Here is a 16,466-nt window from a genome sequence, read left to right on the forward strand (position 1 = left end):
GCTGACTCGCGCTACGGCGACGCCTTGGCGGTGTTCGCGGGCGTGAGTCCGGCGCTGAGCAAGTTCACGAACAATCGCATCGCACCGGGAACGCCCGCGCCGATCTGCTGATCGAGCGTCAGCGCGCTGTACACGAGCGTGCCTTTGCCCATGCGCAATACCAGCAGCGCGTTTCGGTTCTCGGGCTGTTTGAGATCGTGCATCTCGAGCGGCTTCGCATACGAACCCGCACGGTCGACGGCACCAGCTGCGCGCGCTCGCCGACCCACTGCGTCCAATCGGTGTCGCGAATGGCGTTCGGCCATGACAGCACTCGCGCGTTTGGCTCGACCGCGACCACCGGCGCATCCGCACGCGTGACCCGCTCGGCAACCGGGTGCGAGACGCTGACCGCAAACGGCAGCCATTGAAGCGTGGGCACGTCGCCGCGCGAGACGACGAGCGTTCCGCCGTCGCGCACCCAGTTGAACAACCGCGTCTTTTGCGCCGCGAGCTCGTGATGCAACTCGAGCGCGCGCGGCCCCAGCACGATCGTCGTCACCTTGCTGATGTCGATCGTGAGAAAATCTTCCGCGGGCACGGTGACGACGGTGACACCGACGTCCTTGAGCGCCGTCGGGACATCGTCGCCCAGCCCGCGGACGTAAATGACGCTCATGCTCGTGGGAATGGTGATCTCCACGGGTTGCACCCACAGCCCCGAGCTGCGAGCGACGCGAATGGGCAGAAGATTCGCGTATTGAATTGTTTGAAAGCCGGAAAAGTATCTGGCGCCGTTCGAGGCTTTGCCGACGAGGCCAAACGCTTCGCGGTCTTCGCCCGGGGATCGGCCGCGCAGATGAATGGACATGTCGCGTTCTTCGCGAGGACCAAGCACAACGAGCCGCGGCAGTGAATCGACGCGCAGCCCTTTCGGTACCAGCGGCGTCGACGGGGTAAAGGCGCGCGGCTGCTTCGTGTTCGATCGCATGAAGACGTGCAGGTCGCGCGTGACCGGCCTTTGCGCGGCAACCCACTCGAGGCCGCGGCCAAAGTTGAGGAGCACGTCGGGCGCGCCGGCGATCGGACGCCGCTGCTGACCGACGATGGCGTCGGCATAGGGAAAGACGACGGGGCCGATGCTCGTGCTCACCGTCGTGCCCGAGATCGTGACGACGACGCTGACGTCGCTCGTGCGGCGATAGTTCTCGGGGACGGCGCCGCTGCGCACCACGAGATTCTTTGGCAGAAGGTCGCCGCGTGCGAGACCGTCGAGCAGTGACGGCATGACACTGGGAAAGCGGTCCTGGGTGCGCGACTCGATCCACCATGGATGCGGATCGGCGAGTCCGGCGACCGTGCGATCGAGGCGCGTCGTTTCGCCAGGCGAAACGATCAGCGCGGGATGCGGCTCACTCATCCCGCCCCACACCGCCACCTCGCCGATCGTGATCGGCACGTCGCCGTGGTTCGCCACCGTGATCGTGACGAGTGCCGTGTCGCTTGCCGCAATCAGCTCGCGATCGGCGACAGCATCGATCTCGACACCGGCGGCGGCGAGCAATGCGTCCGTTACACGCTGGCGCGCGAGATCCAACGATGCCTCGAGGTCGAGTGTCGCCTGATCGCACGTCGGCGCGGGCGCAGTCGGTGGAGGAGCGGCGCTGCGCGCCGGATGTCCGCACCACGGCGTGACGGCGCGCGCGTGATTCACCAAGGTCGCCAACTCGGACAGCGGCGCGACAGCGGACGCGGGATGACGCAGATCGAGCATGCGCCGCGCCGTATCACCATACGCCGCCATACTCGGCAACTCGTCGGCGACGTCATGCGGCGCCGTTGCCACGAAGCGCACGAGCGACGTGTCGATTCCGTCGAAGATCGACCGCTCGATGGATGAATCGCGCATCGCGGGCATCACGCGCTGCAATTGCACGGGCGTCGTGGGCAATGCGAGATCTTGCAAACCCTGCGATCGGTATTGCGCGCGCGCCTCGAGCGCGATGGCGTCGTACGTCTTGCCACGCACAGGATCGAACTCGTCGGTGCGAACGACGAGACCTGTCCCATAGTGGTAGAGCTTGGCCGTACGCCATGGCATACCGAACACTGACGCCGGGTAGACATGCGTGTCGGCAGCAGAGGTGAGTGCGTCGGCGACCAGTCCGGCGAGGGCAGCGCGCTGACCGTCCATGCGCGGGTCGCTGTCGCTCGACGTGACGACGATGACATGCGGACGGAACGAGCGAATGACCGAGACGATATCGCCGACGATCGAGTCGCGATTCCAGCGCTTGAACACTTCGGCGGTATCGCGCGCAAAACCAAAATCGTAGCCGTGCGTGAAGAACTGCTCAGCGCCGTCGATGTGCCGCGCCTCGAGCATCTCCTGCGTGCGCACGGCACCGAGCACCGTGCCCGACTCGGCTCCAAGAAAGTTCGGTCCGGACTCACCGCGCGTGAGCGACAGCACGCCAGTCTCGACGTGCCGGCCACGCGACAGCCAGGCAATGAGCCGGTTGTCCTCATCCTCGGGCCGTGCGTTGATGATGAGAACGCGGGGCGTGACGGTGAGGCCTTCGACGAGCTCGCGCAGGTGGGCGGCATCGGGCGTTTGCGCCGGGAGCTCGGCGGCCCCGAGGGCCATGAGGGCCATGAGGGCCACGAGGGCCATGAGGGCGGCAACCACGCCTGGCGCGGCGCGACCGATGGATGAAGATTTCATTAATCTGCTATGCTCATAGTTGATGCGCCGGAGGGCGGCCGATATTCTACTACCACGTTAGTAGATACGCCAGACCCAATCCACCGCGTGGACGAGCACAGCGTGACTACTTCACCGGACGAGGGCATGGACGATTTCGTACTGGGTGACCGCGAGCTCGACGTGATGGGCGTGTTGTGGGACCTGGGCTCGGGCACCGTCGCCGAAGTGCGCGACCGCCTGCCGGCCGATCTCGCGTACACGACGGTGCTCACCATCCTTCGCAATCTCGAGGCGAAGGATTTCGTGTCGCACAGCGCCGAGGGCAAGGCGCACCGCTATTTCCCGCGCGTCGCGCGGCGCGCGGCGCGGCGCACCGCGCTCACCAAGCTCGTCGACAAACTCTTTCACGGCTCCGCCGAGCAGCTCGTGGCGCAGCTCGTCGAAGATGAAGAGTTGTCGGGCAGCGACATGCGCCGGTTGCGCGCGCTGCTCAAGGCCGGGTCGCCGAAGCCCAGAAGCGGGGGAGGATCGAAACGATGATCACGTCGTGGATGCTCTACGCCGGCGCCATTAGCATACTCATATCGATCGCCGCGCTCGCGGCGGACCAGGGATTGAGCGCGCGCGGCCTGCCGACACGGTGGGTGTGGGCGGCGGCGGCGCTCCTCTCGGTGGTGTGGCCGCTCGGATCGGTGCTGCGGCGATTGTTCCCTGCACCGGCGGCGGTCTCGGTGCTGCCGTTTACGATCGTCGTGCAGACGCCCGCCATGATCATCACGCCGTCGATCGGTGCCCGGATCGCGGCGTTGCTCGATCGCGGGCTCGCGATGCTGTGGATCGCGCTGTCGCTCGCGCTGCTCGTGCGTCTCGCGCGCGGCGTAGTGGCGCTCGAGCGCATGCGTGCCGAATGGAAGCGCAGTCGCATCGACGGTGTCGCGGTGAAGCTGTCGGACAACGTCGGGCCGGCGGTGGTGGGATTGCGCACGATGGACGTCGTGCTCCCCGAATGGATTTTTTCGCTCGACGCGTCGCTGCGCGCGATCGTGCTGCGGCACGAAGAGGAACATCGCCGCGCGCGCGATCCGCATCTGTTGTTCGGCGCCGCCCTGGCCGTCGCGGCGATGCCGTGGAATCCGCTGCTGTGGCTCCAGGCGCGACGTCTTCGGCTGGCGATCGAGATGGACTGTGACGCGCGCGTGCTGCGCGCGCACCCCTCGCCTGAACGGTACGGAATGCTGATGCTCACGATCGCGCAGCGACGGTCGATTTCGCCGGCGATCTTCGCGCCGATGATGACCGAGCCAACCACGCAACTCGAACGGAGGATTCTCGCCATGCGCAGATCGACCCGGAAGCTCGCGCGCCTCACGATGTATTCCGGCGGTGTCATCGCCGCGCTCGTGCTGGCGTTCGCAAGCTCGCTGCAATCGGCCGGCGTGCCGCTCACCGATCAGGTGCTGCGCGCCGTCCAGCCGGTGTTGAACGACGTGCCGACGGTGGCGCCGCGGGCCATATTAGCGCGGCCGCACACCGAAGTGTTGAAGCTCGATCCGGTCGTCTCGACATCCATCGGCGGCGCGGTCGCGCAACAAGGCAACCCCGCGCCGCGCTATCCGGACATGCTGCGTACCGCGGGCGTCGAAGGATCCGTACTCGTTCGGTTCTACACGGACGGACAGGGCGTACCCGATCTGTCGAGTCTCGCCGTCGTCTCCAGCTCGCACGACCTGTTCACGAACGCCGTGAAGAGCGTGCTGCCCAAGTGGCGGCTTGCGCCGAACGCATCCATCCAAAGTCCGTTTCTGTTCCTGATGCGTGACAAGACGGCTGACCAGCTGCGCACACCCGGGCATGCAGTCGTCATCGACGGAGTGTCGTCGGCCAACGCGATCGTCATCGTTGCGGCGCCGGAAGGGACCGCGCCCGGCTGGGTCGTGACTGGTCGTCGCACGGATTCCGTCGTCGCGTTCCCCGCGCAACCCACTCGAGTCACGGGCGAACAGACGTACTTCGAGTTTCAGGTGGAGCACCAAGCAACGCAGATGCCGGGCAACGCTGCACCGCGCTACCCCGACATGTTGCGCCAAGCCAAAGTCGAAGGAGTAGTCTTAGCGCAGTTCGTGCTCAACACCGACGGCACGCCCGACATGGAGACCTTCAAGGTGCTCAAGTCGACGCACGACCTGTTCACGCAAGCGGTGAAGGACGCCTTGCCGGCGATGCGCTTCAATCCCGCGCTGGTCGGCGGCAAGCCGGTGCGTCAACTCGTTCAGATGCCATTCAACTTCAATCTCACGAAGGACCCGTAAGCGGGTTCGGCTCACGCGCGACGAGCCGGGCGAGCAATCGCTCCGGCTCGTCGTCCATGATGAGGCGGCCGCGTTGCGCGGCGCGTATGAACCCCTCGCGGTGCGCGTGATCGAGAAACATCGCGAGCGACGCGTAATAGCCGTTCACGTCGAGCATCGCGAACGGCTTGTCGTGCAGGCCGAGCATACCCCAGGTCCACACCTCGAAGAGCTCTTCGAGAGTGCCCAGGCCGCCCGGTAATGCCACGAACGCATCGGCGAGCTCGGCCATCAAGGCCTTTCGCTCGTGCATCGTCTCCACCACGTGCAGGGCCGTCAGGCCACGATGCGCAATCTCGCGATCGACCAGCGCTCGCGGCATGATGCCGATCACCGTGCCGCCAGCCTCGAGCGCCGCGTCGGCGAGGGCGCCCATCAGCCCGACACTCGCGCCGCCATAGACGAGCCGAAGCCGGCGACGAACAGCGGCCCGCGCAAAGGTTCGCGCGGCGTCCATGTACACCGGTGTCGCTCCTTCAGCCGAGCCGCAAAAGACGCAGATCGATTGGATCATGCGCGTCAAGACTAGGCGGCTTGCGACGGGCGAACCAGTGTCCGGTGCCAGTGGCTGCCAACTCTCCGGCCTGCTCGAGCGTAATTCTGGGGAAGGCCCCCGCCCCTGCCTGTTTCCCTCTTCCCGCCCAGCAGTCGCATGGCCAAACAGATCGCCCGCCAGGCGCAGACGCAGACGATCGCGCTGCCCCTTCCGCCGACCCAGCGTTTCCTGCCGTTATTGCTGCTGCTGTTCGTCGGCAGCGGATGCGCGGCGCTCATCTACGAAATCGTCTGGTTTCAGCTGATCGAGCTCGTCATCGGCTCGTCGGCCGTATCGCTCGGCGTGCTGCTCGGCACGTTCATGGGCGGCATGTGTCTCGGCAGCTTGTTGCTGCCGCGATTCGTTTCGCCCGAGCAGCATCCGCTGCGCGTGTATGCGGCACTCGAGGCGGGCATCGGTATTCTCGGATTGATCGTGCTCGTGGCGGTGCCGCTGGTTGGCGGCGTTTACACCGCGACCGCGATGGGCGGGCTCGCCGGCATTCTGTGGCGCGGATTGCTGTGCGCCATCTGCCTCCTTCCGCCGACGCTCCTCATGGGCGCGACGCTGCCGGCGATCGCGCGCTGGGTCGAGACGACGCCAACCGGGGTGTCGTGGCTCGGCTTCTTTTACGGCAGCAACATCGCGGGCGCGGTGTTCGGTTGTCTGCTCGCGGGATTCTATCTGCTCCGCGTGCACGACATGACGACGACGACCGTCGTCGCGGTCGGCGTGAACTTCCTGGTCGCTGGAGTTGGTCTCGCGCTCTCGAAGCGCGCGCCGCATCGGCCGGCGGTGCAGGCGGAGGGCGCGAACGATGTGCCGGCCGTGCCGCGCATGAACGTCGTGTATGCGGCGATCGGGTTGTCGGGAATGTCCGCGCTCGGCGCCGAAGTGGTGTGGACGCGCCTGTTGTCGCTGATGCTCGGTGCGTCGGTCTACACGTTCTCGATCATTCTCGCGGTATTTCTCGTGGGGCTTGGCTTCGGCAGCAGCGGCGGTGCCGCGTTGTCGCGTGGAAAGTCACCGCGTGCCGCGCTCGGGTGGTGCCAGCTGTTGTTGACGGTGGCCATCGCGTGGAGCGCGTTCATGATGGCAAAGGCGCTTCCCTACTGGCCGATCAATCCGTCGCTCAGCCCGAGTCCGTGGATCACGTTCCAGGTTGATTTTCTGCGATCGCTCGTCGCCGTGTTTCCGGCGGCGTTGTTGTGGGGCGCGAGTTTCCCGCTCGCGATCGCCGCGGTGGTCGGACCGGGACAGGACGCGGGCCGTCTGGTTGGTCGCGTGTACGCGGCGAATACCGTCGGCGCGATCATCGGCAGCGTGATCTTCAGCATCGTCGTGATTCCGCAATTCGGTACGCAGCGCGCGGAAGTGCTGCTCATCGCCATCTCGCTCGTGTCCGCGCTCGTGGTGTTCGCGTCGATGCTGCGCAAGGCGCCGACCGATCTTCCGCTCAGGCGCGACGCGCGACCGATCGAATCGCTCGGCCGTGTCGGGATGATCACCGTGGTCGCGGCGTCGATCGTCGCCGTCGTGCTCGCGGCGAACGTGCCCGGAGTTCCCGACGGCCTCGTGGCGTACGGACGCTTTCTGCCGACGTACACGACGGAACCGAAGTACCTCTATGTCGGCGAAGGCATGAACTCGTCGATCGCCGTGTCGGAAGAAGAGAGCGGCGCGCGCAACTTCCACGTCGCGGGCAAAGTCGAGGCGTCGAGCCTTCCGCAGGACATGCGGCTGCAGCGCATGCTCGGCCACATTTCGGCGTTGCTGGTCAACGAGCCCAAGTCGGTGCTCGTCGTGGGATTCGGCGCGGGTGTTACCGCCGGATCCTTCGTGACGTATCCCGGCATCAAGCGCATCGTGATCTGCGAGATCGAACCGCTGATTCCCAAAGTGGTGTCGACGTACTTCACGGCGCAGAACTACAACGTCGCGCACGATCCGCGCGTCGAGATCGTGTACGACGATGCGCGCCATTTCATCCTCACGACGAAAGAAAAGTTCGACGTCATCACCTCGGATCCGATTCATCCCTGGGTGAAGGGCGCGGCGACGTTGTACACGAAGGAGTATTTCGAGCTCGTGAAGCAGCATCTCAATCCGGGCGGCGTCGTCACGCAGTGGGTGCCCTTGTACGAGAGCTTCCCCGAGGTCGTGAAGAGCGAACTGGCAACGTTCTTCAACGTGTTTCCCGACGGCACGGTCTGGAGCAACGACATCAACGGCAAGGGATACGACGTGCTGCTCGCGGGACACGCGACGCCGCAACCGATCAATCTCGATTCGATCGCGGCTCGGCTGAACCGTCCGGAGAATGCGCGCGTGGTGCAGTCGCTGAACGACGTGGGCTTCAACTCACCGCTGGCGCTCTTCACGACGTACGGTGGCCAGGCGCGCGATCTGGCGCCGTGGCTCGTCGATGCGCAGATCAATCGCGATGTGAACCTGCGCCTGCAATATCTCGCCGGCATGGGACTCAACACGTACGAGAACGCGACGATCTACGACGAGATGCTGCACTACCGCCGGTATCCGGAGAATCTTTTCACGGGCTCGGATGACGCGCGCAATTATCTGCGCGGACAGATCGGCGGAGGCGCGCCGTGAGTTCGCGACGGCTCGTGGCGATCACCCACGAGCCGTCGCCGAACATGCAGCAATTCGAGCACACGTTCGTCGGCGTGACGCCGATCGATCTTGCGCTGGCGCGACGGCAGCATCTTGGCTACCGCGATGCGCTGCGCCGCTGCGGCGCCGAAGTCATCGTGCTCGACACGAATCGCGCGATGCCCGATTGCGTGTTCGTGGAAGACACCGCCGTCGTCCTCGACGAGGTGGCGGTGATGATGTCGCCCGGGGCGGAGTCGCGCCGCGGCGAACCGTCTGGCATCGAGCCGGCGCTCCGACAGTTTCGACCGATCGAACGCCTGGCACTCCCGGCGACGATGGACGGCGGCGACGTCGTCGTCTCGGGACGAGAGGTCTATGTCGGCCGGTCGCCTCGGACGAATCAGCGAGGGATCGACGATCTGCGCGACTTGCTCGCGCCCCTGGGCTATTCCGTCACGGCGGTTCGCGTGACGGGATGCCTGCATCTCAAAACCGCGTGCAGCGCGCTGCCCGATGGCCGCTTTCTGGTCAACGCGGATTGGGTCGACGCGTCGGTGTTTCCCGGGAGCCGGCGAGTGCCCGTGCCGGCGAACGAGCCGTGGGCGGGCGACGTGCTCGTGATCGGCGAGCGCATCATCGCGTCGGATGCGTTTCCTGAAACGATCGAGACGCTGCGCGGCTGCGGCTGGGAAGTGATACCAGTTTCGGTATCAGAGTTCGCGAAAGCCGAGGGCGGCGTGACGTGCCTGAGCGTGATCGTTACTTCTTCGGTCTCAAGTCCTTCGGCCGCGACCACTTCTCGAACAGAAGTCCGATCATGATGCCGATCGGCATGTTGAGCGCGGCGATGAGGACGTAAAAAGCGAGTCCGATGAACTCCTCGGGCACGCCCTTCCAATAAAAATTCAGTCCGAGCGCCGCGACCGATGCGACGCAGCCGAGGATGAAACCGAACTTTCCCGCCAGCTGCTGGCGGGACTTGATCTGGGCATCGCGTTCGGGATTCGGCGGGTTGCGCAGGATGTCCACGCGCGGAAGATAATATGCGGGCCGCCGTTGTCATTCCGAGCGAAGCGAGGAATCTGGCATCCTGGTCTTAAGGGCAAGCCGCTCGACCCGGAGGGAAGATTCCTCGCTGACGCTCGGAATGACGCTGCCTCGTTTCTACCGCTCTACCGCGCCTTGAACGTCTTGTCTTCCAGCACCTCGAACGCCTGGCTGAAGCTCTGCCCGTTCACCACGAGCTTTGCCGTGTACGTACCCGGCGTGATCGCGTTCGCACCACCGCCGAACCCGCCACCACCGCCGCGTCCACCACCGCCGCCGCTGCAACCATTGTCCGGCGGTCCGGCCGCGGCGCCGAAGTTGCCGCCGCCGCCTCCACCGCCGCCACCCTGGTTCAGCAGCGGCGCCGTAAGCGTCCATTGCACCTTGTGAATGCCGGCGCTCGTCGGTCCACTGCTCGTACAGAGCGTACGGCCCTGTCCGTCCACGACCGACACCTTCACGTCATTCGCGCCCGACTTGAGGTAATAACTGATCGCGGTGCCGCGCGGCGCGTTGGCGCCGACGAATACCTTCTGGCCGCCGATGTGCGGATTGTTCGTGAGATCCGTGATGTACGCGACCGCCGTCCGCGGCGTGAAGAGATACACATCCTGCGCCGCCACCGACGGCGTGAAGGCCTCGAGCGCCGAGATGTCGTCGGCGATCCAGATGCTGCGGCCGTGCGTCGCAACGATGACGTCGGCGTCGCGCCGATGGATGAGAATGTCATCCGTGCGCACCGTCGGGTAATCGTTCATGAACTTCTCCCAATGCTTGCCGCCGTTCTGAGAGACGAACAACCCAAACTCGGTACCGGCAAACAGGAGATCCTTGTTCTTCGGATCCTCGCGCACCACTTGCACATTGCCATAGCTCGGCAAATCGCCGGCGATGCTCTGGAACGTGCGGCCGTAGTCGTGCGTCACGAACACGTACGGGCGGAGATCGTCGCTGCGATGGCCATCGACGGAGACGTATGCCGTCCCCGCATCGAAGTGCGACGCGTCGATGCGCGAAATCCAGAAGGCGTCATCGCTGCCGATCGCGCCTTGCGGCAATCCCGGCAGGTTCTTGCCAACTTCGGTGAACGTCAACCCACCGTCGCGACTCACCTGCAGGAGACCGTCGTCCGTGCCCGCCCACACGACACCTGGCATCACGGGCGATTCGGACACGGCGATGATCGTGCTGTACTGCGACAAGCCGTCGTTCTTCGAGAGCTGAGACTTGTCGCCGCCGACGCCCATCACCGCCACGCCGCAGCGATCGATGTGCCGGGTGAGATCCGGGCTCTCGACCCAGCTCGTGCCGCGATCATAGGACTTGAACAACCGGTTGCCGCCCAAGTAGACGATATCCGGATTGTGCGACGAGAGAATGAACGGCGTGTTCCAGTTGAAGCGATACTGCTCGCCGCCGTCCGCGTTGATGACATTCTTGCGGGCGCCGCCGCGGCCACCGCCTCCACCACCCCCGCCGCGTCCTCCAGGCGCGCGCCCGTCGACACACGCGCCACGATCGCGTGCGGCGTTGCTACCACCCGCCGGGCCGCCGGCAAGCTGCGCACCCGGGCCCGCATTTGGTTTGATGCTGATCGTCTGGCCGGTATTCAAATCGTACCGCTGCGTGTTTCCGTCCTGCGACTCGCAGTAGATGATGTTCGGATGATCGGCATTGACGGCGGTGTAGAACCCGTCGCCGCCGCAGATGCCGAACCAATCCATGTTCGTGATGCCGGCGCGCCCGCGCTTGGAGCTCGGGCCTCCCCAGCTGTTGTTGTCCTGAAGCCCGGTGTAGACGTTGTAGGGCCGTTCGTTGTCGGCGGTGACGACGTAGGCCAAGCCGGTGGCCATCGTGGCGATGAAGTCCCACGTCCGGCCCTGGTCATATGAGATGTCTAATCCGCCGTCGTTGCCGATCATCAAGTGCTTCGAGTTGCGCGGATCGACCCAGATCGCGTGCTGGTCGACGTGGGCCGGCTCGCCGTTGCCACCGGCCGCGTCGAGCGTGGCGAACGTCTTGCCGGCGTCGAGCGATTTCGCGACCGGCAGACCCGCGACGTAGATCGTGTTCGGATTTTGCGGATCGACCCGCAGCTGGCTGAAGTACATCGGGCGCGCATCGCAGTTGCTCACGAGCGTGAACGAGCGCCCGCGGTTGTCGGAGCGGAACACGCCGCCCTTCGCCGCATCGAGCTTGGGCGGCGTGCGATTCTCATTCGCGGCCGGCGCGCCACCGCGCCCCGCGGCGAATCCGTTGCCGGGGCCACCGTTGTTGCACCAATCGAATCCGCCGCGACCGCCCCCGCCACCGCCACCACCGCCACCACCGGCACCGCCCGCGGCCGCTTCCGTCGGTGCCTCTGCCGCGCCGCTCCGACCCCCAAGCTCCGTGCCCGTCTCGCCGGCTTCGATCTGCACGTAGACCACGTTCGGGCTCGACGCCGAGACGCCGAGCGCGATGCGGCCGTAGGTGCCGCCGGGCAAGCCGCTCGTCAGCTTCGACCACGTGCGGCCGGCGTCCTCGCTCTTCCACACCGCGCTGCCCGGCCCACCGCCGTTGAAGCAGCAGCTCGTGCGGCGGCGCTGGTAGCTCGCCGCATAAATGATGTTGCTGTTCGACGGATCGATGGCGATGTCGGTGAAGCCCGTGTTCTCATCGATGTACTTGATCTTGTTCCACGTCTTGCCGCCATCGGTCGTCTTGTAGACACCGCGGTCGGCGTTCGGTCCGAACAAATGACCAGGCGACGCGACGTACACGACCTCGGGATTTTTCGGATCGATCACGATGCGCGCGATCGTCTGCGTTTCCTTGAGTCCAACGTTGGTGAAGGTCTTGCCACCGTCGGTCGACTTGTAAATGCCGTCGCCGAACGACGCGGTCTGCCGGTTGTTCGGCTCACCCGTTCCGACGTAAACGATGTCCGGATTGGTCGGATGAATGGCGATGTCGCCAATCGACGCGCTGCCGTACGTCTGAAACACCGGCTTGAACGACACCGCGTTGTCTTCGGACTTGAACACGCCGCCGACGGCGTATCCGATGTAGATGACGTTCGGATCGCTCTGTGACACTTCGATGTCGTCGAGGCGCCCGCCCATGCTCGCCGGGCCGATGGAGCGAAAGTGAAAACTCGACAGCGCGGAATTCGATGACACGTTGAAGCTGCTGTCCGACGGCCGCGCGCCGCGGCCTTGCGCGGCGAGCACGCTCGTCAACGGCGCGATAACCGACGACAGCGCGACGAGCGCTATCCATCGATTCATGCGTGGCTGCATTCTCTCCATCCTGGTGTGGGAGCCGCAGCGATTATGGCACCAAATTCGTCGCGTCGCGAGTCAGTGACGCGTCGACCAGAGTCTCCCAACGTTGTAGACGCCGCCCGCGTAAAGCGCATGCGCCTGCGGCCCCGTCACGGGCACGATCACGCCCGCATCGAACGCGAGCCACGACTTCGCGAGAAACGTTGGTCCGCCAAGCAAGGCGACGATCGGCGCAGCACCGGCAGGCCCGCCGGTGCCGGGAAACCCATAGCATTCGAGCGCCCATCCCCACGGTCCGCCGAAGGGTCCGCCGAACGACGCCGTCCACAGTGAGGCACTGGTCGGTGCGTTCGTGCCGTTGCCGCTGCGGCGAGTGTACCCGGCGTTGATGTCCATCGCGACGCCGCCGAAATCGTGACTCGAGATGAACAGCAAAGACGCGTCAGTCGTTCCCGTTCCAGTGCCACGATCCGACGAGCCGGCGGCAAACTTCACCGCCGGCAGCACCGCGAAATCACCGAGGATCGGCGCGTCGTCGACGAGACGCCACTTTGCTCCGACGGTGACGTCGCCGATGCCCGATCCCGCGATGGTGTGCACGACCGAACCGAGGATGCTGAGCTGCACGTGACTCGCGAGACCAATCTTGATCGTCGTCGGCGTGAACGTCGTGTTATTCGCCGGCGAGAAATGGTCGTGCTCGACCCCGGCCTCGATCTCCAACCAACCGGGCGCCACCGTCCCGGCGTGCGTGGCCACGGTTGGACGCTCGGGCTGCACGGCATGCGGGTCTTTCGGCTCCTGGCCGGCAGCAGCACTCGCGACGATCACCATCAGCGTGAACGAGGTGAACGAGCGCGTTGCCAATCGGGCGCCATGCGCGAGCGTCATCGCCCACTCCCCCACGAAACGCCCTGCGCCTCGAACGCCGCGACGTCGGCGAAATACTTCTGCGCCATGCCCGCCGACGCGGGATTGGTGTACACCTCGGGCACGGGATGCTCGATCGCGCTCGCGATGATGTCCGCCACCTGCTCGACCGATTGCACCTGCGGCCCGGCGTAGATCGGCGTCTCCGGCAGCGAGCCGAGTGCGTTTCTTCCGAACTCCGTGCCGACCATGCCGGGCATGATGGTCGTGATATGAATGTTTGGATACTGCTTCTGTAAATCCATGCGCAGATTCGCCGTCAACGCATTGAGCGCCGCCTTCGCCGCGTTGTACGCCGAGCGATGCGTCGCCATCGGCACTCGGCCGAGAAATGATGAGACGTTGATGACCTGTCCGGCACCGCGCGCGATGAAGTGACGCACGGCCGTCTGCATTCCGTACAACGCCGACTTCACGTTGACGGCGATCATCTCGTCGACGTCGTCGTCGGTCAGATCGATCACTTGCCGCGTGATGCCGCGTCCGGCGTTGTTGATCCACACGTCGAAGCCGCCGAATTCGGCAATGGCACGGTCACGCAAGCGTTCGACGTCGCTTCGTTTGGTCACATCCGTCTCGATCGCGACGGCGCGCGCCGCACCCGACTGCTCGGCATCTCTCGCCACGACTTCGAGCGGTTCGCGCCGTCGCGCGGCGAGCGCGAGGCGGTGTCCATCGGCTGCAAGACGCCGTGCGAGGCCGGCGCCGATGCCCGCACTCGCACCGGTGATGACGATCGTCTTGCTCGTTTTAGTGACTTTTGCGCTCGAGGTGTCGGTCATGGCTCCAAGGTACCGCGAACGCTATCGACTTTCGACCGCCGCTCGCCGAACTTAATGATGGCTCGTCAGACAATCATTTGAGGACCAACGTGATGCACTCACTGCACGATTCGATCGCGCGAACCGGCACGGCCGTCGCCGCCGCGCTGGCATTGATGCTCGCCGCTTCCACTGCTCATGCGCAGGACCGGCTCAAGTCGATGCCCGGTTACGAGCAATTCGCGCGCATGTCGCCGCAGATCCAGCAAGCCGTTCCCGGGCGCGGCCGCTTCGGCAGCGTAGCAACGTGGACGCCCGACAGTCGCGCGGTGGATTTCGCGAACGGCAGCCAGCTGATGCGCTACGATCTTGGCTTGAAGAAAATCGTTCCCGTTCCCGACACGCCGCAACAGCAAGCGGGCAACGGGCGCGGTCGGTTGGCGATTGGTGGGCAGCCCGAGCGCGGGCGCCAATTTGCGTCGGCGACCGCGCCCGTGGGCAATCATCGCGCGTTCTATCGCGACCGCAACGTTTGGCTGGGCGACACGCTTGGAAACTCCAGCGTGCCGATCACGACGGACGGCAGCGAGAAGACGCGCATCAAGTATGGAACGGCGAGCTGGGTGTACGGCGAGGAGCTCTCGCAGCGCACGGCGATGTGGTGGTCGCCGGACGGGTCGAAGCTCGCGTACTACCGCTTCGATGAGAGCAAGGTGCCGGATTTCTATCTGGCCGTCGGCCTGACGCGCATTCAGGATACGCTCGACGTCGAGGCGTATCCGAAGCCGGGCGTTCCCAATCCCGTGGTCGATCTGTTCGTGTACGACATTGCGACCCGCACGACGACGCGGATCGACGTGCGCGACGGCAAGCCGTTCGAGAACGCGACGCTGGGCTACTACGTGTATGACGTCGCGTGGTCGCCGGACGGACGCGCGCTGCGCTTCCTGCGAACGAACCGCCGCCAGAACACAGTGGAGATGGCGGCGTGCAGCCCGTCGACGGGCGCGTGCCGCACGGTGCTGCACGAGGAATGGCCGACGGGGTGGATCGACGACGATCCGGCGCCGGGCACGACGTTCCTCGCGGACGGCAGGCGCTTCGTCTGGGAGTCGGATCGTACGGGGTTTAAAAACTACTATTTATATGATTTTAAGTCCGGACAGTTACTAAATCCGATCACGCGTCTCGGCGCCGAGGTGGCGGGGATCGTCCGCATCGACGAGCCGTCGAATACGATGTTCTACATGGCGCGCGATGGATCGAATTACATGAAGCTGCAGCTGCATCGCGTCAGGCTCGACGGGACGAACGACGTGCGGCTCACCGATCCGGCCTTCACGCACGGCATTTCGCTTGCGCCGGACGGCAAGCATTTCGTGGACGTGGCCGAGACGCACGATCAGGCGCCGGTCACGCGCTTGATCGACGCCAACGGCAAGGTCGTCGCCGAGCTCGCCACCACCGATCTGTCGCGCTTCAACGCGCTCGGCCTCAAGAAGGTCGAGATGTACGAGTACAAGACGTCGGACGGTCAAGCGACGCTGCACGGAGAAATTCACTTCCCGTCGAACTTCGATCCAACCAAGAAGTATCCGGTGCTCGTGAGCGTCTACGGTGGTCCGGGCGTCACGAACTCGACGAGCGAGCGTTTCACCGTGCCGTCGTCGCTGACGGAGCTTGGCTTCATTCTGCTGCAGCTCGAGGCGCGCACCAATCCCGGCATGGGCCGAAAATATCTCGACGCCGTCTACCTCAAGCTCGGCCAGACGGAGATCGACGACATGGCGGATGGCGTGAAAGCGCTGTGGAGTCGGCCGTACATCGACAAGAATCGCGTCGGGATCTACGGCACGTCATACGGGGGCTATACGTCGGTGATGGAGATCCTGCGGCATCCCGAGGTGTTCGCCGCGGCGTCGGCGTCGTCGCCGCCGACCGATTGGCGCAACTACGACACGATCTACACCGAGCGCTACATGTGGATTCCGCAGGAGAACAAGGAAGGGTATGACAAGGGCTCGGCGCTCACGTACGTGAACGATCTGCGCGGCCGCCTCATGCTCTACTTCGGCACGGCCGACAACAACGTGCATCCGTCGAACATGATGCAGCTGATTCAAGGGCTGCAGCGCGCCGGCAAGAGTTTCGAGGTACAGGTCGGACCCGATCAAGAGCACTCGGGGCTCAATCTGCAGCGGATGCTGGAATTCTTCATCGAGAATCTCGTCATCAATCCCTCAAAGGCGTCGTCGTAAGGAGGGATGACACCCTGCG

The 16,466-nt window shown here is 64.9% G+C and carries 12 protein-coding genes; 5 read left to right on the top strand and 7 right to left on the bottom strand.

The features are described 5' to 3' along the window. Positions 1 to 11: 11 nt before the first annotated feature. Both VN706_00630 and VN706_00635 read right to left on the bottom strand, forming a co-directional pair. A complete protein-coding gene (locus VN706_00630) occupies positions 12 to 152 on the bottom strand; it encodes a hypothetical protein (protein HXT14100.1) in 141 nt (46 codons plus the stop codon). Then, complete coding sequence (locus tag VN706_00635; protein HXT14101.1) at positions 119 to 2,704, bottom strand: PIG-L family deacetylase; 2,586 nt, start codon at positions 2,702 to 2,704, stop codon at positions 119 to 121. Before VN706_00635 ends, VN706_00630 begins: the two co-directional genes overlap by 34 nt. A 102-nt stretch (positions 2,705 to 2,806) precedes the next feature. Here VN706_00635 and VN706_00640 point away from each other — a divergent pair, with 102 nt between their 5' ends. Continuing rightward, positions 2,807 to 3,226 carry a BlaI/MecI/CopY family transcriptional regulator gene (locus VN706_00640; GenBank protein ID HXT14102.1) on the top strand — a complete coding sequence of 140 codons (420 nt, stop codon included), beginning with the start codon at positions 2,807 to 2,809 and terminating at the stop codon, positions 3,224 to 3,226. Beyond that, positions 3,223 to 4,995 carry a M56 family metallopeptidase gene (locus tag VN706_00645; protein ID HXT14103.1) on the top strand — a complete coding sequence of 591 codons (1,773 nt, stop codon included), beginning with the start codon at positions 3,223 to 3,225 and terminating at the stop codon, positions 4,993 to 4,995. The genes VN706_00640 and VN706_00645 overlap by 4 nt, the downstream gene beginning before the upstream one ends. Here the strand turns inward: VN706_00645 and VN706_00650 are convergent. After that, positions 4,979 to 5,548 (bottom strand): TIGR00730 family Rossman fold protein, encoded by a 570-nt coding sequence (locus VN706_00650; GenBank protein HXT14104.1) that lies wholly within the window; start codon positions 5,546 to 5,548, stop codon positions 4,979 to 4,981. The two genes, VN706_00645 and VN706_00650, sit on opposite strands and share 17 nt — an antisense overlap. A gap of 138 nt (positions 5,549 to 5,686) precedes the next feature. On the opposite strand from VN706_00650, the gene VN706_00655 reads away from it, so the two are divergent. Together VN706_00655 and VN706_00660 are read left to right on the top strand one after the other, a co-directional pair. Beyond that, positions 5,687 to 8,182, top strand: a complete 2,496-nt coding sequence (locus VN706_00655; protein ID HXT14105.1) for a fused MFS/spermidine synthase — start codon at positions 5,687 to 5,689, stop codon at positions 8,180 to 8,182. Then, positions 8,179 to 9,006 (top strand): arginine deiminase-related protein, encoded by an 828-nt coding sequence (locus VN706_00660; GenBank protein HXT14106.1) that lies wholly within the window; start codon positions 8,179 to 8,181, stop codon positions 9,004 to 9,006. The genes VN706_00655 and VN706_00660 overlap by 4 nt, the downstream gene beginning before the upstream one ends. On the opposite strand, the gene VN706_00665 is transcribed toward VN706_00660, so the two are convergent. From VN706_00665 to VN706_00680, 4 genes are all read right to left on the bottom strand, one after another. Continuing rightward, a complete protein-coding gene (locus VN706_00665; GenBank protein ID HXT14107.1) occupies positions 8,945 to 9,214 on the bottom strand; it encodes a hypothetical protein in 270 nt (89 codons plus the stop codon). The two genes, VN706_00660 and VN706_00665, sit on opposite strands and share 62 nt — an antisense overlap. Positions 9,215 to 9,357: 143 nt before the next feature. Further along, positions 9,358 to 12,501 carry a hypothetical protein gene (locus VN706_00670; GenBank protein ID HXT14108.1) on the bottom strand — a complete coding sequence of 1,048 codons (3,144 nt, stop codon included), beginning with the start codon at positions 12,499 to 12,501 and terminating at the stop codon, positions 9,358 to 9,360. 72 nt (positions 12,502 to 12,573) lie between these two features. Then, the gene (locus tag VN706_00675; GenBank protein ID HXT14109.1) at positions 12,574 to 13,389 is read right to left on the bottom strand and encodes a transporter; all 816 of its coding nucleotides are present in this window, start codon (positions 13,387 to 13,389) and stop codon (positions 12,574 to 12,576) included. After that, entirely contained in the window at positions 13,386 to 14,210 is an 825-nt protein-coding gene (locus tag VN706_00680) for an SDR family oxidoreductase (GenBank protein ID HXT14110.1), read from the bottom strand. The genes VN706_00675 and VN706_00680 overlap by 4 nt, the downstream gene beginning before the upstream one ends. Positions 14,211 to 14,302: 92 nt before the next feature. Between VN706_00680 and VN706_00685 the strand changes: the two genes are divergently transcribed. Further along, positions 14,303 to 16,447, top strand: coding sequence for a DPP IV N-terminal domain-containing protein (locus tag VN706_00685; protein HXT14111.1), 2,145 nt, complete (start codon positions 14,303 to 14,305; stop codon positions 16,445 to 16,447). Positions 16,448 to 16,466: the final 19 nt, after the last annotated feature.

Source organism: Gemmatimonadaceae bacterium (assembly GCA_035606695.1).
GTDB lineage: Bacteria > Gemmatimonadota > Gemmatimonadetes > Gemmatimonadales > Gemmatimonadaceae > JAQBQB01.

Bases quoted from the DNA above. Each gene is read 5' to 3' on its own strand.
- VN706_00630 (HXT14100.1), bottom strand. From the start codon at position 152: ATGGGCAAAGGCACGCTCGTGTACAGCGCGCTGACGCTCGATCAGCAG.
- VN706_00635 (HXT14101.1), bottom strand. From the start codon at position 2,704: ATGAAATCTTCATCCATCGGTCGCGCCGCGCCAGGCGTGGTTGCCGCC.
- VN706_00645 (HXT14103.1), top strand. From the start codon at position 3,223: ATGATCACGTCGTGGATGCTCTACGCCGGCGCCATTAGCATACTCATA.
- VN706_00650 (HXT14104.1), bottom strand. From the start codon at position 5,548: ATGATCCAATCGATCTGCGTCTTTTGCGGCTCGGCTGAAGGAGCGACA.
- VN706_00655 (HXT14105.1), top strand. From the start codon at position 5,687: ATGGCCAAACAGATCGCCCGCCAGGCGCAGACGCAGACGATCGCGCTG.
- VN706_00670 (HXT14108.1), bottom strand. From the start codon at position 12,501: ATGAATCGATGGATAGCGCTCGTCGCGCTGTCGTCGGTTATCGCGCCG.
- VN706_00675 (HXT14109.1), bottom strand. From the start codon at position 13,389: ATGACGCTCGCGCATGGCGCCCGATTGGCAACGCGCTCGTTCACCTCG.
- VN706_00680 (HXT14110.1), bottom strand. From the start codon at position 14,210: ATGACCGACACCTCGAGCGCAAAAGTCACTAAAACGAGCAAGACGATC.
- VN706_00685 (HXT14111.1), top strand. From the start codon at position 14,303: ATGCACTCACTGCACGATTCGATCGCGCGAACCGGCACGGCCGTCGCC.